The organism is Larkinella fluvii (genome assembly GCF_051857545.1).
Taxonomy (GTDB): Bacteria; Bacteroidota; Bacteroidia; order Cytophagales; family Spirosomataceae; genus Larkinella.
On the sequence record NZ_JBPZHB010000005.1, the window covers coordinates 208,187 to 232,997 of the forward strand.

At 54.2% G+C, this 24,811-nt stretch carries 20 protein-coding genes; 1 reads left to right on the forward strand and 19 read right to left on the reverse strand.

Annotated features, from left to right (window positions below):
* Positions 1–8 precede the first annotated feature (8 nt).
* The 17 genes from ACS5NO_RS14385 to ACS5NO_RS14465 form a co-directional block, all read right to left on the reverse strand.
* Positions 9–434 (reverse strand): response regulator, encoded by a 426-nt coding sequence (locus tag ACS5NO_RS14385; protein ID WP_439415797.1) that lies wholly within the window; start codon positions 432–434, stop codon positions 9–11.
* A 1-nt stretch (position 435) separates the two neighbouring features.
* Positions 436–1,716 (reverse strand): sensor histidine kinase, encoded by a 1,281-nt coding sequence (locus tag ACS5NO_RS14390; protein WP_439415798.1) that lies wholly within the window; start codon positions 1,714–1,716, stop codon positions 436–438.
* Positions 1,716–2,039: a circadian clock KaiB family protein gene (locus tag ACS5NO_RS14395; RefSeq protein WP_439415799.1), complete on the reverse strand. Its 324-nt coding sequence runs from the start codon at positions 2,037–2,039 to the stop codon at positions 1,716–1,718. The genes ACS5NO_RS14390 and ACS5NO_RS14395 overlap by 1 nt, the downstream gene beginning before the upstream one ends.
* Before the next feature lies 1 nt (position 2,040).
* Positions 2,041–2,334, reverse strand: coding sequence for a circadian clock KaiB family protein (locus ACS5NO_RS14400; protein ID WP_114405237.1), 294 nt, complete (start codon positions 2,332–2,334; stop codon positions 2,041–2,043).
* A gap of 13 nt (positions 2,335–2,347) precedes the next feature.
* Positions 2,348–4,060: a circadian clock protein KaiC gene (gene kaiC, locus ACS5NO_RS14405; protein WP_439415800.1), complete on the reverse strand. Its 1,713-nt coding sequence runs from the start codon at positions 4,058–4,060 to the stop codon at positions 2,348–2,350.
* A 331-nt stretch (positions 4,061–4,391) separates the two neighbouring features.
* Complete coding sequence (locus ACS5NO_RS14410) at positions 4,392–5,579, reverse strand: DUF3179 domain-containing (seleno)protein (RefSeq protein ID WP_439415801.1); 1,188 nt, start codon at positions 5,577–5,579, stop codon at positions 4,392–4,394.
* A 22-nt stretch (positions 5,580–5,601) separates the two neighbouring features.
* Positions 5,602–6,159 carry a carboxymuconolactone decarboxylase family protein gene (locus tag ACS5NO_RS14415; protein WP_439415802.1) on the reverse strand — a complete coding sequence of 186 codons (558 nt, stop codon included), beginning with the start codon at positions 6,157–6,159 and terminating at the stop codon, positions 5,602–5,604.
* Between the two features lie 175 nt (positions 6,160–6,334).
* Positions 6,335–6,883 (reverse strand): carboxymuconolactone decarboxylase family protein, encoded by a 549-nt coding sequence (locus tag ACS5NO_RS14420; RefSeq protein WP_439415803.1) that lies wholly within the window; start codon positions 6,881–6,883, stop codon positions 6,335–6,337.
* 69 nt (positions 6,884–6,952) lie between these two features.
* On the reverse strand, positions 6,953–8,188 hold the full coding sequence (locus ACS5NO_RS14425; RefSeq protein ID WP_439415804.1) for an MFS transporter: 1,236 nt from the start codon (positions 8,186–8,188) through the stop codon (positions 6,953–6,955).
* A gap of 1 nt (position 8,189) precedes the next feature.
* Positions 8,190–10,988, reverse strand: a complete 2,799-nt coding sequence (locus tag ACS5NO_RS14430; protein WP_439415805.1) for a TonB-dependent receptor — start codon at positions 10,986–10,988, stop codon at positions 8,190–8,192.
* Positions 10,989–11,091: 103 nt separating this feature from the next.
* Positions 11,092–11,652, reverse strand: coding sequence for a carboxymuconolactone decarboxylase family protein (locus ACS5NO_RS14435; RefSeq protein ID WP_439415806.1), 561 nt, complete (start codon positions 11,650–11,652; stop codon positions 11,092–11,094).
* A gap of 52 nt (positions 11,653–11,704) precedes the next feature.
* Complete coding sequence (locus tag ACS5NO_RS14440) at positions 11,705–13,879, reverse strand: TonB-dependent receptor family protein (protein WP_439415807.1); 2,175 nt, start codon at positions 13,877–13,879, stop codon at positions 11,705–11,707.
* A gap of 53 nt (positions 13,880–13,932) precedes the next feature.
* Positions 13,933–15,480, reverse strand: coding sequence for a vanadium-dependent haloperoxidase (locus tag ACS5NO_RS14445; protein ID WP_439415808.1), 1,548 nt, complete (start codon positions 15,478–15,480; stop codon positions 13,933–13,935).
* Between the two features lie 57 nt (positions 15,481–15,537).
* The gene (locus ACS5NO_RS14450; RefSeq protein WP_439415809.1) at positions 15,538–16,428 is read right to left on the reverse strand and encodes a hypothetical protein; all 891 of its coding nucleotides are present in this window, start codon (positions 16,426–16,428) and stop codon (positions 15,538–15,540) included.
* 45 nt (positions 16,429–16,473) lie between these two features.
* Positions 16,474–17,595, reverse strand: coding sequence for a hypothetical protein (locus tag ACS5NO_RS14455; protein WP_439415810.1), 1,122 nt, complete (start codon positions 17,593–17,595; stop codon positions 16,474–16,476).
* 241 nt (positions 17,596–17,836) lie between these two features.
* Positions 17,837–18,388 carry a hypothetical protein gene (locus ACS5NO_RS14460; RefSeq protein ID WP_439415811.1) on the reverse strand — a complete coding sequence of 184 codons (552 nt, stop codon included), beginning with the start codon at positions 18,386–18,388 and terminating at the stop codon, positions 17,837–17,839.
* 107 nt (positions 18,389–18,495) lie between these two features.
* Positions 18,496–19,350: a hypothetical protein gene (locus ACS5NO_RS14465; RefSeq protein WP_439415812.1), complete on the reverse strand. Its 855-nt coding sequence runs from the start codon at positions 19,348–19,350 to the stop codon at positions 18,496–18,498.
* A 146-nt stretch (positions 19,351–19,496) separates the two neighbouring features.
* On the opposite strand from ACS5NO_RS14465, the gene ACS5NO_RS14470 reads away from it, so the two are divergent.
* The gene (locus ACS5NO_RS14470; protein ID WP_439415813.1) at positions 19,497–21,089 is read left to right on the forward strand and encodes a sensor histidine kinase; all 1,593 of its coding nucleotides are present in this window, start codon (positions 19,497–19,499) and stop codon (positions 21,087–21,089) included.
* Positions 21,090–21,407: 318 nt separating this feature from the next.
* On the opposite strand, the gene ACS5NO_RS14475 is transcribed toward ACS5NO_RS14470, so the two are convergent.
* Both ACS5NO_RS14475 and recQ read right to left on the reverse strand, forming a co-directional pair.
* Complete coding sequence (locus ACS5NO_RS14475; RefSeq protein WP_133299773.1) at positions 21,408–22,490, reverse strand: lytic transglycosylase domain-containing protein; 1,083 nt, start codon at positions 22,488–22,490, stop codon at positions 21,408–21,410.
* A 146-nt stretch (positions 22,491–22,636) separates the two neighbouring features.
* The gene (gene recQ, locus ACS5NO_RS14480) at positions 22,637–24,769 is read right to left on the reverse strand and encodes a DNA helicase RecQ (RefSeq protein ID WP_439415814.1); all 2,133 of its coding nucleotides are present in this window, start codon (positions 24,767–24,769) and stop codon (positions 22,637–22,639) included.
* Positions 24,770–24,811 lie beyond the last annotated feature (42 nt).

The following is a 24,811-nucleotide window of genomic DNA, read 5'->3' on the forward strand; positions in this document are numbered from 1 at the left end:
GCAATCATTTAGCCAACGGACACGCGATGGCATGCCGCCAGAATTTCGTTCATCATCTCGTTGTAACCGTCCTTCGAAACGGGCTTGGATTTCACCGAAACCGCCCCCAGTTTCAGGCACTCATCGATCAGTTCCCGCCCGACGTAGGTAGAGTAAATAACGACGGCAATCCGCGACAGCCAATCCGTAGCCTTGATGGCTGTCAGCGTTTCTTTCCCCGTTAGCTTGGGCATATTCTGATCCAGAATGACAATATCCGGCAGTTCATCGGGCGACGTGGTTCGGTGCAGGTAGTCGAGCAATTCTACCCCCGACGTTACGCCGGGCAGCAGTTCAATATCGGTGCGATTCCCTAAAAAATCAATAAAAAACGCACGGTCATCCCCATCGTCTTCAGCCAGTAAGATTTTCTTTCTGGATAGGTCAAAAGCCATTTCAAGCCGGTTTATGTTGCCTCAAAGGTAAGCTAATAATGAATGTAGAACCCATTCCTTCCTTACTTTGTGCCCTGATCCGGCCATTATGTTTGTCGATGATGCGTTTGGTAACCGCCAGTCCGATGCCCGATCCTTCGTAAATATCCTTGGTGTTCAATCGCTGAAACAGCGAAAAAATTTTCTCGACATACTGTTCATCGAACCCAATCCCGTTGTCGGTAATCAAAATGGAGCACATCGGCACCTCGTCCTTCGTTTCAGATTCGGCGGGGTCAGTCGCCTTGATTTCGATTACGGGCGGTTGATCGGCTTTGGAAAACTTCAGCGCGTTGCTGATCAGGTTTTGAAAAACCTGCCGAATCTGCCCCTGATTTACTTCCACTTCGGGCAATGGATCGATCTGCACCCGGGCTCTTTTCTCCTGAATCCGGAGTTCAAAATCTTTCAATACCTCATTGAGCAACTTGTTGAGATCGGTCAGAACGTATGTATCCGAATGCGTCGATAGCCGGGAATAACTCAGGATGTCGATGATCATGGTGCGCATCCGGTTGGAAGAGTCGATAATTTTTTCCAGATACCGCACGCTGTCGTCCGGCAGCTCATCGATGTGTTTGTCTTTCAACAATTCCGAAAACATCTGAATCTTGCGCAACGGCTCCTGCAAATCGTGGGAGGCCACCGACGCAAACTGTTGCAGGTCGTGGTTGCTGACTTCCAGTGCCGTGTTCATTTCTTCCAGCCGATCATTGTTGGACTTGAGCAGCCGCTGGGTGGCCTTCTGAACCGTGAGATCGGTAACGATGACGCTCATCGAAGTGCCGCCATCCAGTTCCAGCGTTGTTACGGAAAGCTGGCAGGGCACCTCCCTATCCGTACTCAGGATGCAGATTTCCACTTTGCGGTCTTCTGTCCACCCATCATTGAACAGGCTGTTGTAGCGGTCTTTGTAGTCCGCCGGAATAAAGGTATCGAACGACAGGGCAATCACGTTCGACAGCGGCATGCCTACCATCGACGCAAATTTTGAATTGCAGTAGAGAATCAATCCTGCTTCATTCAGCGTCACCGCCCCTTCATTCATCGTTTCGATAAACACCCGGTACGTCTGATCGGCGGTTTTGAGGCTGTAGAGTTCGTGTCCGTCCTTTCCCTGCACCACCAACGCGTCGACCTGACCCGTTCGTATGGCATGAATGGTTTCGGTGGCCTCCTCCAACTGGATCAGCAAGGCTTCGTTTTCCTGGACGAGTTGTTCGTAGGTTTTAACCGGTTTCATTAACTGGTATGAGCAATGCCCAGGCCTTTAAGCACCTTTTCGGTGTCCGACATATCGCCGATCAGCCTACGCTGCGGCAAGGGCATTTTTTTTATCAATAAAGGTAAAGCAATAATTTGCTCGCTTTCAGCGAGCATTCGTTGCTGGTAGACATCAATAATTTCCAGGGTATAGTTTCCCGCAAGATACGTTTCACAAATGTGTTTCAGATTGGAAATGGCACGGATTGAATTAATCGAAGCCCCGGTTACAAATAGGCGCAATTCATACTTCTGCCCGTCGCCATCAGAATCTGTATCCGGAGTTGTTACTTGCTCAATCATGCTATTTTTTTGCCGGACGAATGTTCAATCCAACCAACACTTTTTCTTCGTTCGACAAATCGCCAATAATCTTCCGGATGGGTTCGGGCACCTTTTTGACCAGCGTCGGAATGGCCAGAATCTGGTCTCCTTCAGCCAGTTGCGGCTGAACCAGCAAGTCAATGACTTCGATAACGTACTTGTCTTTTAAATGCTCCTCACAATACCGCTTCAGATTAGCCAGCGCCGTCACGGATTTCGCCGTTTTGCCGGCAACATAGAGTCTTAACTCCCAAATTTCCTCTTTTGTTTCCATTCCGTTTCGGTGGCTATTGCTCATTATGACGGTTTTTGATTAGTTGTTCCCGGTTTTTCTCCAGCACATCCTTTCGCAACTCCTCTTCCACGTAGGCTTTATTCAATTCATCCTGTACGGATTCGAACTCTTCTTTCAAACTCGCAATCTTCGACTCCAGCACCAAGCGTTTGCGTTCGATTTCCCGGTCCTTGCGGTTGAGGGCATAGTCGCGCAACGCCTTGCCGGTCACCTCCTGCAATTGCTGGGCTTCCCGCGCGGAACCCGTCAGCACGCCCTCGGGGCTTAAAAAGACATCCACCAGGTGTAGTCCTTCGTCCGTGATTACAAACTCGCGGACCTGGTTGGAATGCTTCATGCCGCGCGACTTCATAACGTACATACCCCGGTTCCGTTCACCGTTCGACTCAATATCCCGCACCAGCAACCAGGCATCTACCAGCGACGATACGCCCTCGTCCGTTTGCTCACTCACGATGGTGTTCAGCGACAGCGCCGTAAACATCACGGTTATTTGCCTCGATTGCAGAAAATCGATCAGCCGGATCAGCATCGACTTCACTTCGCTGACCGTGCCTACTGTAATCAGGTTGGTAATCGGATCCAGAATAACCAGTTGAGGATCAAACTCTTCGATCAACTTATGAATCGAGACCAGGTGCATTTCCAACCCGTTGAGTGTAGGCCGTGAAGCGTGAAATTTCAACAGACCGGCATCGATGTGCTGCTGGAGGTCAAACCCGATTGAGCGCATGTTCCGGATGATCTGCTGCGGTGACTCCTCAAACGCAAAATAAATACAACGTTCTTTCCGATTGCAGGCTTCGTGGGCAAAACTGGCGGCAATGCTCGTTTTTCCCGTACCGGCAGTTCCCGAAACCAGAATGCTGCTGCCCCTGAAAAACCCTTTTCCCTCCAGCATTTTGTCCAGCGACGGAATCCCGGACGAAATCCGTTCCGACGTTACATCGTGCGTCAGGGTGAGCGACGTAACCGGCAACACCGAGATGCCGCTTTGATCGATCAAAAAAGGATATTCGTTGGTTCCATGCACCGACCCCCGGTATTTGACGATGCGCAGAAGCCGGGTGGAGATCTGGTTGGTAACCCGGTGATCGAGCAGAATCACGCAGTCGGAAATGTATTCTTCCAGCCCGTGACGGGTCAACGTGCCACCTCCTCTTTCACCGGTGATAATGGTCGTCACTTTCTTGGCTTTCAGCCACTCAAACAATCGCCGGAGTTCAGCCCGCAAAATACCCTGATCGAGCAGCCCCGAAAACAGGTTTTCGATGGTATCCAGCACCACCCGTTTTGCTCCGATGCTGTCGATGGCGTATCCCAGCCGGATGAAAAGGCCGTCCAGGTCGTATTCGCCGGTTTCCTCAATTTCGCTCCGTTCAATCCGCACGTGATCGAGCTTGATCAGCTTATCCTGTTGGAGTTGATTCAGGTCGTAGCCGAGCGAAGCCACGTTTAAAACCAGTTCTTCGGCTTTCTCCTCGAATGACATAAAAACGCCCGGTTCGTCATAGTTGACAGCCCCGTGAACAATGAATTCGATGGAAAATAAGGTTTTTCCGCAACCCGTTCCCCCGCAAATCAGCGTGGGCCGGTCTTTTGGTAATCCTCCGCCCGTGATTTCATCCAGACCAACAATACCGGTCATGGCCTTGGGGAAGGAAGGAAGAGAGAAAGAAGATTTTTTTGAGGAAGTCAGGCTCATCGATCGTGCAATTTTTCAAAACGTGTGGTGGAAAAGGGCATTTAATTTTCAAAAAACATAACCAGATTTCCCCGCAGAGTGTTTGACGACCGGGCCAGAATGATCCGTTTAAAGTTCGAAAATATACTAAAAAAATACACGTCCGAGGCAATTTCTCCCAAGCGTCCGGTTTCGAACCAAAAAATAAAGGATAGAAGCAAACCGCCCCATCCTTTACGACTTTTCACCTAAAATAATGGGATAGACAAGAGAGCTGAGAAAAGAGAGAATAGACTCAAAAAGTCTCATTTCTCACGTCTTTCCTCTCTGATCTCACCTCTCTTGTCTTCTTTCACAAATACCGGGTCGTGGCCGGATGAAACGTTTCCCACGAATGCAGGTATTCCTGCGAGGCCGGAATCCGGGCCAGTTTCTTGCCTTTCAGCAGCCCCTCCGTGCAGACACCGTGCCGGTTCCAGACCGACCCGGTTTCCTGGTCCCGAAATGAATCCGTCGAATCCGCCGTAAAATGCAGAATTTGGCCGTTTACGTTTCGGTTCCAGACATGGAAGGTCGCACTGTCGGAGGCCACCATGAGCAATAACGGTGTTCCAGCCAGACTGTCGTTCGTAACTTTTTGTTTGAGTAACTGACTCCAGTCGTAAGCGCGGGCCGCTTTGTTTCGCTCCACACCCACCACCCACGATTTCGGCTTCCACGACAGGCTATCGCGCCCCGTCAGTTTCCGTTTGACTTGCCCTTTTTCGTAGGGTTCCATGCTCGCGTACTGCTCATTGAAGGTCGAATCCGGCTGAAGAACCAGCGTTTCGGGGTGCAGTTCGGTCCAGGCTTGCAACGTCATTTGTTCGGCCTGAAAACCGGGCAAATACTGGCCTTTCAACGGGCCGGCGATGGCTTCGCCGTTGACCTGCCGCCACCAGCTACCGGTCGTTTTGTCTTCAAACATCGCATTGAAATGATCCATGCCCACCAGCCGGAACTCTTCAATCTTGTCGCCCACCAGCGGCCGAAACACGCGGCCCGTTCGACAAACCGTACAGTACGTAATCATAACCGGTTCCCCACCCACCGTGTCCCGAACCTGGTGGTGATAGCCAATAAACTGGATCGGATAAGCCCGCGCCTGCCCGTTTACGACCAACCCCAACACCAGCTTATCAGCCGGGATTTTACTGGCTTTCAAATCCAGCATGACGGTTTCTTTTGGCTGGTAAAACATTTTCTCGGCCAGAAACCGGAAGTTGAAGAGGTAAAAAACGACGGCATAGACGGCCAGCAGCGCCAGCACGGCGGCTTTGCGTCCCCTGCGTTTCGGTACCGCCAGCAATCGGTACGTCGGATAGGCGATGAGCAACCAGCCAACAATCCGGATGATCCAACTATTCTGATGAATCCAGTAGGCAAAATCAATCGTATCGGCTTCCTGACTGCCCGGCATCGGCATAATGAAGTAGACTTTCGCTATTTCAGTGGCCGTCAGCAGCAGAATGCCGAAGATAAAAACGAGCATGATTTTCATAGAAACAGGGTTTACAGTTCACTCACCGGGGCATATAGTGATCATCTGCCGTATAGCCGTACTCCGCGATTTTAGTCGCCCGAAACTTGTACAATTCCGGGTTTTCGGGTGCCCAGGTCGCCAGACCGTCGACGTATCGGTTAAACATACAGAAAGCAGCCGCAATCAACACTGTATCGTGAATGTCTTTATCGGTCGCTCCCTGCTGACGGGCTTCGTAAACCTGCTCAGGCGTCACCTGTTTCCCGCCTTTTTGCACACTGCCGGCAATGGCCAGCAGGGCTTTCAGTTTGGACGAAATCAGGGTTAGCCCGTAGTTTTCCTTAACGGCTTTGACAAACTCGCCGTTCTCGTCGCCCCAGTAATAACTGGCCACGGCACCGTGGATGGTCTGGCAAAAAAAGCAGTCATTTTCGAAGGAAACATAGGTGGCAATCAGCTCGCGTTCGGCCCGGCTCAGACCATCGTCGGTTTGCAGCAGCGCGTTGGCTAATTCATTGAGTGGCTTCGCCGTCTCGGGGCTAAACGCCATCGGCCCGCGAATCCCGGGCAACCCTTCAGGTAATTGAATATAAGGCATATCGGAATAAAAAGATTAAAAACAGATCGAAACCGGAGTATATATCCCTGACCGCAACGCAGCCAGGGAATATCGTACTAACCTATTATGAACGCATTGCTTTCGTAGTTCAGGCTATGGATTGGTGTTCGTATGGATTGATAACCATAAGCGCTGCACCATAAACCCTCAACTTCTATACCACCGGTTTTGGCATCACATAACCCAGGGTTCCCATGCGCTCGCCCATGGCTTCGTAAGCCGCCGGGTCCGTCGGGGTCAGGCTTGCCAGTCCGTCGACATACCGGTTGAACAGGCAGAACGTGGCGGCAATTAAAACCGTATCGTGAATGTCGCGGTCGGTGGCCCCCTGCTGGCGGGCGTCGGCCACCAGTTCCTCCGAAACCGTGCGGGCATCCTGCTGAACGTGTTTGGCAATGGTCAGCAAGGCTTTCAGCTTGTCGGAAACCGGAGCGGTTTGGTATTCCGCGATCACCTGATCCACCAGCTCTTTGTCTTTTCCCAGGAGAAACCGGGCCGCAGCCGCATGGCTCCCGGCGCAGAAATGACAGTCGTTGAGCGACGACACAAAGGTCGCGATCAACTCGCGCTCGACTTCGCTCAGGGGCGATTCGTTTCGCAACAACGCCTGCGCCAGTGCATACAGATGCTGACCGGTATCGGGCCGGTACATGACCAGGCTGCGAATACCGGGAATGCCTTCAGGAACTTGAATGTGTGCCATTTTTTTGATGATTTATGTTTTTGCCCCCAACCCCCTGAAGGGGCTCCAATCGTCCGACAAAAGCCCTCTTCAGGGGGTTGGGGGCAGTTTTGATGGCTGCGGGCCGCTCCAGATGGCAATAAAGCCAATGACGAACGTACCGGAAAAGGCAAAAATGGCCGATCCATACCCGCCCAAGACCGCAACCAGCGTACCAATAAAAAGGACCGCCGTTGCCGTCACCAGCCGACCGATGTTGAAACAAAAACCGGTGGCCCGGCCCCGCAACGGGGTGGGAAAAAGTTCGGGCAAATAAGCCGACATGGTGCCCTGGCTGATGCCGAAAAGCAGTGCCAGCGTGGCCATTTCGATATACACCACGAGAGAAAGGGTCGTGTTCGTTTTGAAGACCACCGCGACCATGACGAAACAGGCGGCAAAAACAAACAGCATGGTTCGCCGATGCCCGAACAGCTTGACGATGAACCCCGACAGGATTCCGCCCAACACCCCCCCGCTGCCCATCAGCATCATCGATAAACCGCGCGCTTTCCGCGCATCACCCACCACCAGGCTCTGCACCCAGGTCGGCACCCACGAAAAAACCGCCCACAACCCCACCAGCATCGCCCCGAACGCCAGCGAACCCAGCCACAACGACCGGCGGTATTGCGGATCGAACAGGGTGGCGTTGGCATCGGCGGATTGCTGATGAACCCGTTTCCAGCCTTCCGGTTCCTGAACAAACCCCGCGATCAACGCACCCAGGATCAGCGGAATACCGCCAACCCAGAAGGCCTGCCGCCAGTCGGGCAGGAAATAGTTGACCAGACCGGACAGTAGAATCCCGACCGGAAAAGCCACCGCCAGAATGCCCATTGCAACGGGCCGGTTGCGCTCCGGCCAAATTTCGGCCACGATTACCGTGGTCAACACCAGCACGCCCCCGATGCCAAAACCGGCGGCAAACCGCAACGCGACGACGGTCAGCCAGTTGGGAGCAAAAGCCGTCAGCAGGGTACAGCCGCCATACAAACACACCGCCCCGACCAGCGACGTAACCCGCCCCAGCCGGTCGCCGAAATAGCCGAAACTCATACCGCCCAGCATCCAGCCGTACAGGAAAGTAGCCCCGACGTAGGCACTAACCCGATCGAGTTCAGCCTGGTCGGCCTGTCCCAGCAAGTCACGGACGACCACCGGCAGGTAGGTTGACATTAAGGTCGAAACCGTGCCGCTGAAAATATACACCAGCATACAGAGCGCAAACACCAGGCTGCGGTAGGCCGATGTCGTTGGAGCGGCCGTGAGTTGAATGGTTTCCATCTTAGCGCATTCCCTGGTCAAAGGTTAACGAAATATAATACAGACCGCCCACCGCCGGAGACCCGTAAGCCTGCACGACGTATTGGTTGGTCAGGTTGCTGGCTCCCACTTTCAGAGCGGTTTTCAGCGACGGAACCCGGTACGTAACCTGCGCGTCGAGCAGGTGATAGGCCTGAATCCGGCCCGGACGAAGATCGTTGAACGAACCCACCCAGTCGAATGAATTCTGCCAGTGCCAGGCCACGTTGAAGCCGAGGTTTTTGGCCAGGTTGCGGTTTCCAACCGTCACGTTCGTTTTGTATTTCGGCGTATTAAAAGCCGGAATGTTGTTGGGGTTTGCCCCTTTCAGGTTAAAGGCCGACCAGGTGCCGTTGCCGCCAATCGTAAAACCGCCCGGCACATAATACGTCAGGCCCAGCGTGGCTCCCTGTGCCGTTACGCGGTCGGTAGCATTGGTATACAATTGAAAAACCTGGTATTTGGTGTTCAGGATGTCCTGCGCGGCTGCTGGATTTATGGTGCCGTCGCTGCCCAGAACCGGATTGTCGGGCCGGATGACCACCTGATTCAGGATAAAGTTCTGGTATTCACCAAAGTAATAATTGGCATCGACAGCCAGCCGATTGTTGATCAACCCCCGGTAACCGACCTCAAAGCTCTGCACCTTTTCCGGTTTGATGTAGGCCACATTCGATTTTTGCAGTTTGTCCTTGTTATTCATCACCGCCTGCTGGGGTGTTTTTCCGGCCTGTACATCGGCCAGAAAACCGTTGACAAAACCGCCGACAGACGGGGAATTGATCGAATTTTCGTAGACGTTCATGCCCGCGCTGTTGGCAGGAGCGCCCCCCAGAATCGTAATCGGGCCGACATTCAGCTTGATAAACTGGTCGCTCGGCGTCGGGTTTCGAAAACCGGTTTGGAATGAGGCCCGGAAATTATGCGCTTCGGTCGGGGAAAAAACCAGGGACGCTCTGGGCGTGAAGTACCCGGCAAAATTCTGGTTCTTGTCGTACCGCCCCGACACCGTCAGCTTCAGCTTGTCGGCAAAAAGCCGCTGGCTGGCCTGGACAAAGGCTCCGAACTCATTGTACAGAATGCGCCCCCCTTTGTCGTCGAACAGCGTCCCGTTTGTGAACAGACTGAACTGGCGGAAATTACCCCCGGCCAGCACTTCGGTTTTTGACAAACCGGCGGCTTCCAGGGCCGACGAAAAATTGTACTGGGCATCGGCATGGTACATTTTCGTCTGGCTCAGAATCCCGGCGCCGTTCAATCCCTGAATCGTTTTCAGCCGCGCCTTTTCGCGATCAAACTCCGCCGAACCAGGCAGATACCGCCCCTGATCGGCAAAGCGCCGGGCGGCTGTGTGATCGGCCGTCGTGACGCCCTGCACCTTGCCCTGAAAAGCCTCCGTGTAACGTGTAAACCACATTTCATCCGCCTGATTGGCCGGAACCACCGTGCCATTCAGGTCTCGCACCCATGTCCGGCCAACCTGCTGACCCAGCGAACGGGAATTGAACGAATCGTGCGAATCTTCCTGATTGGTGTAGCCCCGGACAAAGAAATTAGCTCCCCGCAGTTCGATGCGATGCTGAAGCAACGAAAAACCGTTGACCGAAAACCGGTTGCTGCCCGTGTAATTAGCCGTTCCTTTTGAATAACTGTAGGAATAAATCGCTTCCAGATTGGGTGTGATCCGGTAATGCAAAGCTCCGTTCAGTTTCAGGCTATAGACGTTGTAATCCGTCAAATACCGCTCTTCGTAGCCGGTGCGGGCCACTTTGCCGATGCCGGTGATGGTGCGGTTTACCTCATCGCCATACACATTCAGGCCGTTGTAAGCCGGGTTGTTGCGTCCCTTTTGTTCGGCAGGTGTGGTGGCATCAACGTCAGTATAATCCGTGGCAAACCAGTCCAGCCCCTTCATGTACGCAACATTCAGTTTGAAAGCCAGCTTGTTGTTAAACGCCTTCGCATACCGCAGGGCATAATCGTGGTACAGGGCGGCACCGGTATTCGGGTCGTTGACGTGGTTGACGCCCACTTTGGCCTGCGCACTCAGCCCCTGAAACTGAAAGGGATCTTTCGAATGCATCAGCAAGGCCCCGTTGAAAGCCGTCGGGCCGTACAAGGCCGAGGCCGATCCCGGCACCAGTTCGACGCTTTCGACATCGAGATCCGAGAGTCCGAACATGTTGCCAACCGAAAAACCGAAACCGGCGGGCTGGTTGTCGATCCCGTCGATCAATTGCAAAAACCGGGTGTTGCCGGTGCTGGCAAAACCGCGCGTATTGATCTGTTTGTAGGTCAACCCGCTGGTGACCATATCGACGCCCTTGAGATTATTAATGCCCTCGTAAAACGTCGCCGAGGGTGTTTCGCGAATGGCCCGGTTGTCCATTTTCTCGATGCTGACGGGCGCTTTCAGGATGTTTTCCTCCACCCGCGAAGCCGCTACGACCACATCCTGCAACACCTGCGTGCTGACTTTCAGCGATACGGCGATGGGTTGACCGGCATTTTGTACCGAAACCAGTTGTCGTTCATACCCCACCATCGTGACGATCAGCGTCCACGGTCCACGCCGGTTGGTGGTCAGCGAAAACTGGCCCGCAGCATCGGCGGTGGTGCCGGTCAGTTGGTCTTTGATCAGGATGCTGGCTCCCGACAGCGGGGTTTTGGTGTCGGCGTCCGTGAGTGTTCCCGACAGCCGGGTTTGCTGGGCGATTGCGGTGCCGTTCAGGACAATCAGTACGAGAAGGCTATATAAAAAAGTAAACGGTTTTTGCTTCATCAGTTTTGGTCTTTTGGAAGAGATGGCTGCGTAATTCGGAATGATTTCAGTCGGTCAAGGCATACTTCTGTCAAAGACAGGGCGTTGAACTCCTGAAAAGAGACTACATTTTGGGTGGAACCGGAAAACCGCCGGGTGGCCGCTTATACCCCTGAACGATGCGTTCGCCGAGTCGCTGGTAATACGCCGGATCGGTCGGTGTTACGCTGGCCAGCCCGTCGACGTACTTGTTGTACAGACAGAACAAGGCCGTGATCAAAACCGTATCGTGGATTTCCCGATCCGTGGCTCCCGCCCGTTTTGCCCGTTCGACGGCTTCGGGCGTCACGTCCTTCCCGCTGCGCTGGGCGCGGGCCGCAATGGCCAGCAAGGCTTTCATTTTTTCGCTGACCGGAGCGGTTTCATAATCCTGCTTCACGGCCCGGGCGGTTTCATTTTCACCCAGCAGCAAATCAGCAGCTTTGGTGTGAGCGGCTGTACAGAACCGGGTTTCGTTCCGGGCCGACACCAGGGTGGCAATCAGTTCGCGCTCGCCCGGCGTTAAAGTCGACTCTCCCCGCAACAGGATTTGGGTCAATTCACGGATGGGTAAAGCCGTATCGAGACGGTATTCGAGCAAACCGGTGATGCCGGGCAAATGCTCTGGAAGGGGTATATGGGGCATTACAGTAAAGTCAAAAGGTGAACGAATCGCACCGAAAACGGCTGTTTTCGGCTTACAATTTGATTCCCAGCGTCAACACACCCGTCCGACCGTCGGAGGGCCAGATTCCCGGCCCCGGATAGAAGGTTGGACGCTTGGTGAAATACGCCGTATTCAGCAGGTTATTGATACTTCCCCGCAGCGTAAAACGCCGTCCGATCCGCCAGGTGGTGTTCAAATCCCAGATGCCGTAGGCCGGGACGGGGCCTCGGGCACCATTGGCTGTCGGTTCCGGCGTGTTCAGCGCGTCAGAAAACGTCTCGCTGACGTAGCTAAACTGGGCGGTCAGACTAAACGTGCGGTAGCGGGCGGTTAACCCGTTGCGGCTGGTCCAGCGCGGAGCCGATTCCACCCGGTTGCCATCGATGGTTTGGTTATCGGCTCCTGTTGAAACGCGGGCGTTGTGATACCGGGCATCCGCAAAGGCCGTCGAGGTGAAACCGGTCAGCGCAAACTGGTTGGTTCGGTAAAACCGGGCTTCGATCAATGCTTCAACGCCTTTGGTTCGACTGTCGCCGACGTTGGTACGGAACACGTAACTTTCGCCAGCCGGATTGGTCAGCACCAGGCTCCCCAGGCGGTTTCGGTAGGGCAGATAAAACGCACTCACGTTGACGTGCAGTCCCTGCCAGTAGCCTTCCAGGCCAATTTCCGCGTTATACCCCGTCGCATCCTTCAGGTTTTTATCGACTTGTTCATAGACGGAGGTCGGAATGATGTCCTTGAAAATCACCGGGCGATAGGCCTGCGACCAGCCACCGTACACTTTCAGTTCCGGGCGAAACCGGTATTGGGCATTGATTCCGAGCAGGACAAACCGGTGGTCGATGTCGTTCGGCAGCTTCAGCGGGTCATAATAGCTGATGGTTCCCCGCAGCCGGGTCAAGCCGCTTTCCACCCGAATCCCGGGCGAAACCGTCAGTTTTGGGGTCAGGTGAAACTGGCTTTCCGCAAAAACCGCCACGTTGCTGGTGTAAAAGTGCAGGTCGCGCCCGAATGGGCCGGTGATCGACAAGTCGAAATCGGAGCCTGTCGTGCCTTTCCCCTGCTGCCGCCGGTTCAGATCATTGTTCATCACCTGCACACCCACCACGCCGGTAGCGACTACATTCCCAAGCTGATACGCGTGCATCAAGCGCAATTCGGACGTATAACTGTGAAAGTTATCGATGTCGACCTGCCGGTTTCGCGGCTGTTCGGTTGCCTTGATGAGCGTATCCGGCACATTGGCCAATGCATCGAACAGAACACTGTTTCGCTGGCCCAATACGGCCGACGTCAGCCACATCAGCCGGGTTCGCTCCGTCATCTGCCAGTCGAGCCGCAGCGACGGCACCCAGATGTCGGGGTTAAAGTAGTTGCGGTTTCGGGTGGCCTGCTGCGGATTTTGCGCAAATTGTGCTTCCGTCAACGGACCCGGAATGCGGTAAACATACGCCGAGCGTCCCAATTCCGCACTGATCCGGAGCCGTTTCGTAGCCTGATACTGCAAGCTCATAAACTGGGCCTGGGCGTTTGAGGTCGCACTTTCCCGATAACCGTCCGAATGCTTCCGGTAATAATAGCCGTAATACGTCAGCTTCCCGACCCTACCGCCAATGGCGTTGTACGTACTCCGCAAGCCGTATGAACCCACCGAATTGACGGTTTCAAAACCAATCCGACGGGTGGTGTCGCCTGATTTTGTCACGTAATTGAGCATTCCGCCAAACTGAGCACCGTATTGCAGGGAAGCCGTTCCGCGCACCAGTTCGACTCGCTCAGTGCTTTCCATCGGGGGCGAAAAGTGGCTAGCCGGATAACCGTACATGTCCGAATTGGTCAGAACCCCGTTCTGGCGAATGTTGTATTCCCAGGACCGGTGCGGGTCCAGCCCGCGCGTGGCGACGTTCATCTGGTTGCCGGTTCCGTCCATGTCATAGACGAACAAACCCGGAAGCCGGGCGAACACCTGCCGGGCGTTTTTCTCGGCAATGTTCGCGTCGATTTCCCCCAATCGCACCACCTCCGTCCGCTTGCCACCCAGCAGATAGGTACCCTGCACATCGGACAGCGATTGCGTAAATCCCTCCCGAATACCGGTTACGTTTACCTCCTTCAAGGTTTGGCTACGCAGGGTATCGGCTACGGGTTTCGGGGCTGGCGATTGGGCAAAACCGGTAACGGCCAGGCTGATTATCAAGCCCATAGTGATCCCCGGAATACGCGTATTCTTCTTCCAAGAGTCCATGCTGTAGCGGATTAAAGTCCGGATCCGTCGGCTTTTGCCCGGGCGATGGCATAGTTTCCAACTTCATTTCCGGCCTTCAAACCAGCATCACAATCAAAGCGATAGTGAATCAATCCGTAGATGCGCGACACGGAAGCTTCCTGGGCCTGTTTCGTAAAGGTATCCGCCTGATCAGGGAATAAGTAGCCCAATACCGTGGCGGCCGCCCCCGAGAACGTCGAGTGACCGGAGGTGTACGACGGAAAATTGGGCAGTCCTACGGACGTCTTCACTTTAAACTGCTGCGGACGGGGGTAGTAGTAATAGTATTTAGAGTCCCAGCACGTGATGGCCGCATCCATTTCGGCCGTTCCCAGCAGGGCCAGCGTACGCGCCATCCGGACTTCGCTGTGCCGGGCTTCGTGGCTCACATTGGCCGCTGTACGGTGCCAGTGACCTGGGGGCGTGTAGCTGCCCGCTCCATCCGCCCAATAATTGGCAATCCGCGCCTGTTCCCGGGTCTGGTTTTTCTGAATGTTCTGCAACTCCTCCAGGTTTTTTTGGAATTCCGGACTATCCAGCGCCGGGGGTGGCAAAGCCCGCAACTTTTCCAGATCTGTTTTGGCGAAATTCCACGGCAGGACGGCCCCGTAATTCGGCAGCATGGGTGGGCGAAGCGGCAATTCCTGGCTCACCCAGGCTTCGCGAAGACCCCGTTCTTTGGCTTTTTCGATCATGCCCGCTGTCAACGCCTGGTTGTTCGCAGCGGACATCCCATCGGTTCGGGCGCGGCCCATCACTTTGGCTGCTACGGCATTCCCGAGGTCAACACCAGCCACGAGATCGCTTTCTACATTCATACCGGCCCACAAACGGCTTTCGCGGTGTTCCTTCATGCGGGCTTCCAGATACGGCACCTCGCCCGGAAACATGGCCTTCAGAATCGTCACCGAAGCGGCAGCCACGACGGCATCTTCCGAGGGATAGGTCGGAATGCTGGAAACCGGCAAGGCCACCCGAATCGTGGCGTCGGTTTTCGACGGCGCGGCCCGTTTGAACTGGTATTTGTAGTTCCAGGCGGCCACCAGCGCGTCATACTGCGCCACACTCAGGTACGCCAGCGCACGAGAAGCATACGGTGGATTGGCAAACGGAAACTTCGGATCAGCCAGCGGATTGGCCGCGTCGGGCACCGGATATTTCCCTTCGGCATTGTAGGCCGGCGGAATGTTATACCGGGCCGCCAGTTCGCGGGCAATCTCATTCCAGCGGTAAACGGCCCCGGCACCCCAGTAAACGACGGCTTCCTGCTGTTCCTTCGTCAGGCTGGCGGATTTCTGCTTCAAACTGGCCAGTTCGGCCACGTATTCGGGGGAAGAAACCGCTTTGGGGGCCGCCACCGCTATTTCAGTAGCCGAGGTTAGCTGGTACGTTTTCCAGGAACCCGCTTTTTCGTCGACCGACGCGGGGGCATACCCCACCCGCTGGGGTTCTTCAATGGTTTTGTCACAAGACATCAAAACAGCCACCGTGGCAAAAACGCCAATCGCTCTTTTCAGCCTGTCAATATAGGTTTTCATACTTTTTCTTGATTAATCAGGGGCAATGAACCGAACGCCAATCCCCATCCATCCTTTTTACAACTTAAACAGATACAGTACGCCCACCATGAAACTCGTGCTCTGTCCGACATTCCGGCCGTCGGTAACGTAGCCCACCCGGGCGTTGACACCGATGTTTTTGGGCTGCACTTTCCCATACCAGCCCACCGTCGTTGCCTGCATGTTGTTGGTCGGGAACGGCATGTCGTGTCGCCGGATGTAGTCGCCGTGGGTGCAGGAGCTGCGTTCGGCCCAGAGTTCGGTCTGCCATTTTTTCCGCAGAATCCCCAGCCGCAGGCCCGCGTCGTAGGCGTTCGGCACGCTCACTTCGTTGGTGTTGTACACCCGGTCGTCAGCCTGGTAGGCGTCGCGGTCCACATTGATGTTACTCCGCCAGAGGTAGGTGCCGTGTGCATTGATGTACAGACCGGTTTTCGGGTGTTTGTAATTGGCAATCAGCCGCCCCGAAACCGTCCGGCACTGCAAACCAATCGACATCGGCAGAAAATCCGGGACGTAATTGCCCACCGGCAGCGAGGCTCCCGCTACGGCATGCAGCGAAAAACCGTGCGTCGACAGAATCCGGTATTTCAACCAGCCCGACAGATCCTGAAGACCTTTCTGGCCCAGCAGGTTACCGGCACTGGTTTCCGTCCAGACATACGGCAGGCTCAAAATGACGTTCAACCGGTTGGTGATTCCAATGGCAGGCATCAGCATCACGTTTTGGGTCGTATGCCTACCGATGTTGGAATTGGAGCGTTTGAGCGAGTTTTCCCAGTAATCGGTCCAGGTGCTTTTGCCATACATAGCTGCCACACAAACCGAACCTTTGGACATATAAATGGCATCGTGCGGCATTTGCGCCTTCCCCTCGCCAACTGCTAATACAGCACTGACTACCAGTAATTTGATAAAGTTTTTCATTGCATTGAAAGGTGGATACGTGTCGGAAAGACCGATAAGAATTATCTAGAACCAGCGGCTCAGCGAAACGGACACGGAATAATCGGCAAAAGCCGCATCACCGTGACGAACGCCCAGTGGATCGAGTTTGTCGGAGTAACTTTTGATCCGGTTGCGGTAGAGTGCTACCGGGACGGTTGCCGTGGCCGAGAATTTGCCGCGCATGTAGGCCAGACCGGGTTCAACGGCCACAATGTAACCGGGACGACGGAATCCTTTGCTTCCCCCAAAAACATCCGATGACGGAATGCCTTCTACCCGACCGCCGAGCATCACGGCCAGACCCGGGATCACGGAAACCGACTGGCTCAGCCCCACCCGGGCGGCAAATTGATCCGCCACCGAGAAATAACCCGTCACCAGATCGATGGTCGTTGCTTCGGGGCTGCGGAGTACGTTGTTCGTTTCGCGGGGATTGAAGAGGTAATAGCCGGAAAAATACGCCGTCAGTCCACCGGTAAGCTGGGCATATCCCTGACCTTCCACACTGAAGCCCCCCCCCCCATCGCCCAACTGGATCGACTGATCGACCGGTTTGTTGACGATATTGTCTCGTTTTTCCTTGTCCAGTTTATGAAAATCGCCGGTTACGCCCGGATTACCGGTCGGCAGTTTAACCCCCACGCCCAGCGCCAGGTTGGCTTTCGACAGTTTAGCCGGATTCACCAGCCAGTAACTGCCCGAAATCCGTACATCGCCGATGCCCTGCGAATAGGTATGGAAACGTTTTTGTTCGGGGTTGGCGGTCAGTGAATTACCGTAATGTTCATACAGCGACGAGCGGTCGTTGTACTGAATCGGCAGGTTCACGGAAAAGGATAAGCGGGGCGTTGCCAGGTAAGTGATGCCCAGATCGAGGGCGTGCGACAGGTTGATCACCTCCGTATTTTGCTCCAGGCGTTCTTTCTGCTCAACGTCGCCTTTGAAGTGCCGGAACGACCGGAAATACCGGTAGCCCATGTTCACCTGCCACTGGCCGGTGCGTTGTTTGAAAAAATCGGCGGAAGTGGCATTGCCCGGAACGGCGCAGCCCATGTGCCGGACAGCTACGCAGCCCTGCCCCGACGCCTGGGTATACAGAATGGACAGGCACAGAAAGGCCATTGAAAATCGGTAAAACAATTTCATTGTTTCGAGTTGTCTGAGATGGTCATACCGTGGACTGCGGGCGCGGCCAAAAAGCCCACCAACCTGCCAACGGATGGATAAGAAACCGGTGATGAATACCCGGCAGCATACGGAATGTCCCGTCGAACCCATTTTGGGGCAACGAAGGATGACCAGTATCTGCTTAGCGGGTTACGGGAGCGAATACGCGCAATTCAGCCACGACCTGAGGTCGCAGGGAACCGGCGAATCAACGAATTCATCAGGACAACAACTCGGGGGGTGGAGAATAAACCGGCAGACTGCGGGTCGACAAATGGGAGGTAAACGATGGGATTCGCACCAGTTTCTCGTTCCAGTCGTACAGAAAAAACCAGGTACGGGCGCGGTTGATGGGCGAATATTCCTTTAAAAATAATTTAAGCAGGTTATTGGCTTTTTTAGACGATTCGGACGTGCCGGTGGCAAACTGCTCCTTCACAAAGGAAAGCAGATCGCGCTGAAAAAAGGATTTGGCCTGGTTGACGTAGCCGGAAATGTGCAGCGTATCTCCCGAGACATCCAGATTGACAATTTCGTAGAAACTGCCCCGGTATTTGAACCCTTCCGGTTTGCTCTGCGTCAGAATGGCCTCGTTGGGGTGTTTTTGAAGCGGTATTTGAAACTCGACAATGTGGTCAACCGACGAAAAAACCGTAACCCGTTCCGACAATTCATGCTGTTCCTGCCACTGCACACTGACGAGCACCAGCAGATGCCCCAGCATGTGGTAAAGCAAAACAACGAATAAACCGAAGGAGATAAACCGTTTCACAAATCTTTATTCGGTAAAATTTATTCAAATATACTATATCCTTGGAATCTTGCTACTTCATACGAAAATTTTCAAAATTGAAATTTACGGCTTGGTGGCCAGCAGCCTTACTGAGCCGCCAGTTCCACCGTTAATGCAAACCGGGTTGGAGCCATCGTGGGGCCACTAAAACCACCTCCTCCACCCCCACCGTACATGCCGCGTCGGCCATACATGCCGCCACCGTACATGCCACCACCCATTCCGCCCATGCCCATGTTGCTCGAATTGGACGAACTCTGCTTGGGCCGCTCCGGAACGCCGGATTCAAAACCGATGGTGAGGGGTTCGCCCGAACCGGGTTTGGCATTGAGCAACGCCAGCGGAATGGTCAGGTGATAGACCAGCCGACCGGCTTTGTCTTCCAGTCGCCCCGTAATACCGGACGGATCGCCGGTGGCCGACACCAGCATTTCGTCTTCGGCGACGAGGTGAATGAGTTTCATCTCGATTTTCCGGTCAATGAGTTGTTTCGTCATCGTCGACCGATCCGTGGGACCAGCTTTGGCACCCAACGCCACGGGGCGCCCGGTTGCGGGGTCCATTTCTTCGGGTAGTGGAAACTGAATGCCGCGCCACGTTTTTTTCTTGCCTTTCTGATCGAGCCAGATGGTGCTGCCGAACAGCAGTGATTTAAACTGATCCTGGTCGTTGTCCAACTGGAGTGTCAGGAACAATTTATCGGCATTGTTCACGGCCACCACGTGGACTTTCGCGTTTTCCAGAAAAACTTCCGGACGCGACGTACTGTCGGCGGTTGCTCCGGTAGCAGTTGGCACACTGGTCCAGGTACTTTTTACCGGAACCGATTTTTGAGCCACGGCCATCCCGACCGCCAGGAATACCATTATACCGATCAATGCGTTTCGTTTCATTGCCTGAGTTGAGGAGTAGGGAATGAACGGATTTTCACCCGTTTTCATAGGCGTGCTAAGGTACGGTTTTTTCGTGGAAAGGCATAGCGAACGACAATCGCTCCGCTTCTTCGCTACTTTTTTAGCCACCGGACGACACAAAAGACGGTTTCCATTAGTTTATTTCGGAAGGAAGTCGCACCGATCCACACGCTATGAGTTCTACACCAAACAACTTCTGGAATAGCCCGTCTGCGGAGGAACAGCTTGTCCTGATGCAGGCCATTCTGGATGCCTCACAAAATGTTATGGCGTATTGCGTCCCCATGCGCAACGAAGAAGCCCAAATCGTTGATTTTTCGTATCGGATTGCCAACCAGGGTCTTGCTCAGTTGTTGGGTATCGAACGGAGCCAGATCTTGGAAAAGCCCTTGATGTACTGGTTTCCGAACGCAAAGGAACTGGGCTTATTTCAACAGTATGTCGACGCAATTGAAACGAAGGAGTCTAGAATTGTTGAATTCCCCTATGGTGACCAGGCTTGTGACGGTTGTTTCCTCATCACCGCCACCCCGTTGCAGGAGGGCATCGTGCTTTCATTCGTGGATATTACCGACCAGAAGCGGGCGAGGGTGGCCCAGCAGGAACAGGCTGAACTCTTGCAGGCAACGCTGGACGCATCGTTGAATAGTACCATCGCCATGCGGGCGATCCGGGACGAATCCGGGCAGATCATCGACTTTCTGATGCAAACCGCCAACCGGGCTGTCGAGCGTGATTTATTTTTGCCACCCGAGAAAATTGCGGGACACCGGCTGCTGGAGGTATTCCCCGGCAACATCGAATCCGGTCTGTTCGGATTCTATCAACGGGTGGCTGAAACGGGCCAAACCGATCAAACGACGCAGTATTACATCGACGCAAACGGGTTGGAAGCCTGGTTCACGGTGGCCGCCGTCCGGCAGAGCACCGACCAGATTGTGATCACGTTTATGAACATTACGGAGAGCAAATTGCAGGAACTGCGGTTGAAAAAGTCCAACGAGGATTTGGTGCGATCCAACGAATTGCTCGAGCAGTTTGCCTACGGGGCCAGCCACGATTTGCAGGAACCTTTACGAAAAATTCAGGCATTCGGCGATCTGCTTCTCGATCAGTATGGCAGCCAGTTAGGCGATGGCGCCACGGTTTTGCAGCGGATGCAATCAGCCGCCAGCCGGATGTCAGGGCTGATTCAGGATTTGCTGACGTATTCCCGGTTATCTACCCAGAAACCCGCTCCGGTTGCGGTATCACTCAATCCGTTGATCAACGACGTGCTGTCGGATCTGGAACTGATGATTCAGGATAAAAACGCCGTCGTTGAAGTCGCCCCCCTGCCGACCATCCGGGGAAGTGTTAGCCAGTTGCGGCAACTGTTTCAGAACCTGCTCATCAACGCCCTGAAATTCTCGTTCCCGAACACGCCCCCTCACATTCAAATTTCGACTCGGGAAGTGCGACTGGGTGACTTACCAGCGGGTTTGACTTTTCCTATTTTGCCCGTCGCACTGAAGCCGCTTCAAAAGTCGATCCGGTTTTATGAAATCAGCGTTCAGGACAACGGGATTGGTTTCAAAACTGAATACCGCCACCAGATATTTAAAGCATTCCAGCGTTTGCACAGCCAGAACAGCCAGTATGCCGGAACGGGCCTGGGATTAGCGATTGTAAAAAAAGTGGTCGAAAACCACTTTGGAGCCATCCTGGCAGAAAGCCGGGAAGGCCAGGGGGCGGTTTTCCGGATTTTCTTACCGACAGGTGTCTAATCCTGCTCCCAATCGCTCATGAGAATGGTCCCGCCAGGGGCTTGACAGCGAAGCGTCGGTAGCTAAAGAGAATGAACCGATTTTTTTGCTTGCCATCAGATACGCAACAGCCCTGTCTCTGCCAATTGTTAGGTACCTGACGGCACCTTGAAGATACAATCGCCTGCTCGATCTACCGACGCTTCGCTGTTAAGCCCCTAATAGGGCAGAATTCTATGCTTTTGCGCATTCTCTGTATAACACCTTAAAGGTTGGGGTAGTACCAACGAAAAAAGGGACGCTCGCGTCCCTTTTTTCGTTGGTAAAACATTTCGGTTACTATACCCAGTCCCAATCGAAGAGGGGCTGCATTTTGCGTTTGGCGGCCAGGAAAACCTGCCACAGCCGCGTCCGGCGGAATCGCAACACCCGCAGACCCAGCAATCCGGCCATCGCCGTCGGGGTTTGGGCGGCAGAAGCCGTCATCGACGTGGAACCGGCATCCGAAGCACCGCTGGTGTCTTCCGATTCACCGATGATTTGCGCGAGGGCTTCTTCCAGCAGATTCCGGCTGCGTGGCCCCCAGGTAGGCTCGGGTTCGAGACCCGGTTCGCCGGAGGCATGAATAATGGGTTCAACACCCGGCTGGAAACGCTCGCCCGGTAAAGGCCGGGTCAGGTCAGCCAGCACGGCGGGGCTCAGCATGTCGCTGTACATCCTGGGGCGGGTCAGCAACTCTTTATAGGCCAACACGCGGTACAGATACGTACTGGTTTCGCGGTGGAGCCGCAGGTTGTAATAACTCCGGATGCCCTGCTGGTCGATGCGGTTTTGAACGTGGGTAACGCCACTGTTGTAAGCGGCTGCAACCAGCGTCCAGGAACCCAGTTCGCGGTGCAACTCACGCAGGTACCGGCAGGCGGCCACAGTCGACTTGTAAAGATCCCTCCGTTCGTCGAGTCCATGTCTGACAATCAGACCATTGTCGCGGGCGGTTTGGGGCATCAACTGCCAGTAGCCACCCGCACCTTTGGGGGATGTACTGGTGCCCGACAAGTCACTTTCAACCAAAGGCAAGTACTTAAAGTCTTTGGGAATGTTGTACTTGGCCAGAATGGGTTCGATAACCGGAAAAAACTTTACCGCTCGTTTCCGAAGCCGGAGCAGATAATCCCGATGACGGGATTGTTTGAGCAAAACCGTTACCCAACGTCTGGTAACGTTGGACTGCCGAAGGGGAACAAACTCCCCGCAAAATTGTACGGGTTGTAAACTTTGGATCGTTTCGGTTCCCGGCAACCTTACACTAACGGTGCCATTGGAATGGGACGTAAACTCTCTTGAATGTACGTCCAGTGGTGCCGACAAACCAATGGTTTTAAGCGTCGACAGCATCAGAATAATACTTGCTTCTTTTATCAAAACAGACTTAGTTGTTGTTTACGTCAACACGACGGTCACGGTTTAATAAAAAGTCATTTATACGAAGCTAGTTGATTTACTGCACTTTACCAAATTCGGGTCTGTATAAATTACTAAACGGAAATCCTACTAACGCCATAGAATACTCAGAGAATACGGCCGAGCAGGGCGGCCACAATCCGGATTTTAGTGTAGTCGTAGCGCCCTTGCAACGCATCATACACGGGCTTTAACGCGTTGTTTTCCACGCCCACCCGGGCAATGGCCCGTTCAATCTCAAGGCGGTCGGCGGTATCGACCAAACCGGCCAGATCGACCTCATATCCGTTGCCGGCGAGGTAGATTAAATGCATCGCAATGGTCGACGAAGACAGCTTCCGCTCCTCCGCAATTTCGTCAACGGTTTTGCCCTGCTGGTAGAGTTCGAAGGTCAGCAAATGCGTTGAGCCTTTCAGGGTCGTGCCTTCGCGCGCCTGTCCGGTGAGGAACCCGGCAATGACTTCCATGAACCGTTTCCCGAACAATTGCAGCTTCCGGTCGCCCACCCCGCTCACGTTTCGGAAGGCTTCGGGCGTGGTGGGGCGCAGGCGGCTCATTTCTTCCAGCGACGAATCCGTGAAAACCACATACGGCGGCACGTTCTGTTCGTCAGCCAGTTGTTTCCGCAACACCCGCAGCCGCTCGAAGAGATCGTCGCGAACCGTCTCGGTTTTGGTCTTCGGTTTTTGTTCGGATTTGAGCTGAGCCGCATCTTCCGGTTTGATCAATTGGATTTTCCGATCCTGAAACAAAACCGCATCCGCCAGAATCCCGCGTCGCAACGCATAATGATCGTCGTAGGCAATCTCAATAACCCCGATGTTGATCAGTTGCTGGATATAACTCCGCCACTCGTCAAACTTCAGATCACTGCCCGCGCCGTAGGTTTTAATCAGGTGGTAATTATTTTGCATCACCGTCTGGTTCCGCGAACCGCGCAGGACGTCGATCAGCGTGTTGACCGGCACCTGCTCCTTCAACCGGACAATGGCCGAGAGGGCTTTCTGGGCCAGCACCGTGCCGTCGAACATCACCCGTGGGTTCTGGCAGACGTCGCAGTTACCACAGGGTTCGGTGAGTTCTTCCGAAAAGTAACTGAGCAAAACCTGACGCCGGCACGAATGCGCTTCGGCATACTGCTGAATGCGCTCCAGTTTCGCCATTTGTAACCCCAGATTGGCCGGGGCATTTTCGGACAGCATCTCCTTCCAACTTGCCACGTCGGCAAAGCTGTAAAACAAAACCGTATCGGCGGCAGAACCGTCGCGCCCGGCCCGGCCGATTTCCTGGTAAAAGCTTTCCAGGTTTTTGGGCATGTTATAATGAATCACCCAGCGGACGTTGGATTTGTCGATGCCCATACCAAAGGCAATGGTGGCGCAGATGATGCGAATATCGTCCCGAACAAACTCTTCCTGCGCCTGCGAACGGCTTTCGGCACTCATCCCGGCGTGGTAATAGCCCGCCCGGTAGCCCTTTTCCTGCAGTTTGGCCGCCAGACTTTCCGTCGACTTCCGGCTCTGGCAGTAAATAATGCCGGAATTGTCGGGTTGCAGAGCCAGAAACCGTTCGATCTGCTGAATGCGTTTCAGTCCCGGCAACACCTTCAGGCTCAGGTTTGGGCGGTTAAAAGAAGCTACAAAAACCGCCGGGTCGTTCAGGTGAAGCTGGTTGATGATGTCCTGGCGGGTCAATTTATCGGCGGTGGCGGTCAGGGCAGCCACCGGCACGTCGGGAAAATGCTTTTTTAGCATCGCCAACTGCGTGTATTCCGGGCGAAAATCGTGCCCCCACGACGAAATACAGTGGGCTTCATCGACCGCAAACAAGCTGATTTGCAAGGTTTTCAGAAACACGAAAAACGATTCCGACAGCATTTTTTCGGGCGAAACGTAGAGGAGTTTCAGCTTGCCGGCCTGGCAATCCTGCTCAATTTCCCGCTGCTCGCGGCTGCCTTGGGTGCTGTTCAGAAAAGCCGCCGGAATCCCGTTCAGCAACAGGGCCTCAACCTGGTCTTTCATCAGCGCAATCAGGGGCGACACCACCAGGCAGACACCCGGTTTCATCAGCGCCGGAATCTGAAAGCACACCGACTTCCCTCCGCCCGTCGGCATCAGCACGAGCGAATCGCGGCCGTCCAGCAAGGTCCGGACGACGGTTTCCTGCATGGGCCGGAACCGGTCGTAACCGTAGTACTGCTTCAGGAAATCAACCGGTTTCAGCGTTTCTGTTTCGTTCATTGGTTTTGTATTTACCGCCCCCGCCCCCTAAAGGGGAGAGGA

Coding starts and splice junctions, on each gene's coding strand:
- ACS5NO_RS14445 (WP_439415808.1), bottom strand. CDS start 15,480: ATGAAAACCTATATTGACAGGCTGAAAAGAGCGATTGGCGTTTTTGCC.
- ACS5NO_RS14420 (WP_439415803.1), bottom strand. CDS start 6,883: ATGGCACACATTCAAGTTCCTGAAGGCATTCCCGGTATTCGCAGCCTG.
- ACS5NO_RS14435 (WP_439415806.1), bottom strand. CDS start 11,652: ATGCCCCATATACCCCTTCCAGAGCATTTGCCCGGCATCACCGGTTTG.
- ACS5NO_RS14440 (WP_439415807.1), bottom strand. CDS start 13,879: ATGGGCTTGATAATCAGCCTGGCCGTTACCGGTTTTGCCCAATCGCCA.
- kaiC (WP_439415800.1), bottom strand. CDS start 4,060: ATGAGCCTGACTTCCTCAAAAAAATCTTCTTTCTCTCTTCCTTCCTTC.
- ACS5NO_RS14450 (WP_439415809.1), bottom strand. CDS start 16,428: ATGAAAAACTTTATCAAATTACTGGTAGTCAGTGCTGTATTAGCAGTT.
- recQ (WP_439415814.1), bottom strand. CDS start 24,769: ATGAACGAAACAGAAACGCTGAAACCGGTTGATTTCCTGAAGCAGTAC.
- ACS5NO_RS14385 (WP_439415797.1), bottom strand. CDS start 434: ATGGCTTTTGACCTATCCAGAAAGAAAATCTTACTGGCTGAAGACGAT.
- ACS5NO_RS14430 (WP_439415805.1), bottom strand. CDS start 10,988: ATGAAGCAAAAACCGTTTACTTTTTTATATAGCCTTCTCGTACTGATT.
- ACS5NO_RS14400 (WP_114405237.1), bottom strand. CDS start 2,334: ATGGAAACAAAAGAGGAAATTTGGGAGTTAAGACTCTATGTTGCCGGC.
- ACS5NO_RS14410 (WP_439415801.1), bottom strand. CDS start 5,579: ATGAAAATCATGCTCGTTTTTATCTTCGGCATTCTGCTGCTGACGGCC.
- ACS5NO_RS14395 (WP_439415799.1), bottom strand. CDS start 2,039: ATGATTGAGCAAGTAACAACTCCGGATACAGATTCTGATGGCGACGGG.
- ACS5NO_RS14415 (WP_439415802.1), bottom strand. CDS start 6,159: ATGCCTTATATTCAATTACCTGAAGGGTTGCCCGGGATTCGCGGGCCG.
- ACS5NO_RS14425 (WP_439415804.1), bottom strand. CDS start 8,188: ATGGAAACCATTCAACTCACGGCCGCTCCAACGACATCGGCCTACCGC.
- ACS5NO_RS14455 (WP_439415810.1), bottom strand. CDS start 17,595: ATGAAATTGTTTTACCGATTTTCAATGGCCTTTCTGTGCCTGTCCATT.
- ACS5NO_RS14390 (WP_439415798.1), bottom strand. CDS start 1,716: ATGAAACCGGTTAAAACCTACGAACAACTCGTCCAGGAAAACGAAGCC.
- ACS5NO_RS14465 (WP_439415812.1), bottom strand. CDS start 19,350: ATGAAAACGGGTGAAAATCCGTTCATTCCCTACTCCTCAACTCAGGCA.
- ACS5NO_RS14470 (WP_439415813.1), top strand. CDS start 19,497: ATGAGTTCTACACCAAACAACTTCTGGAATAGCCCGTCTGCGGAGGAA.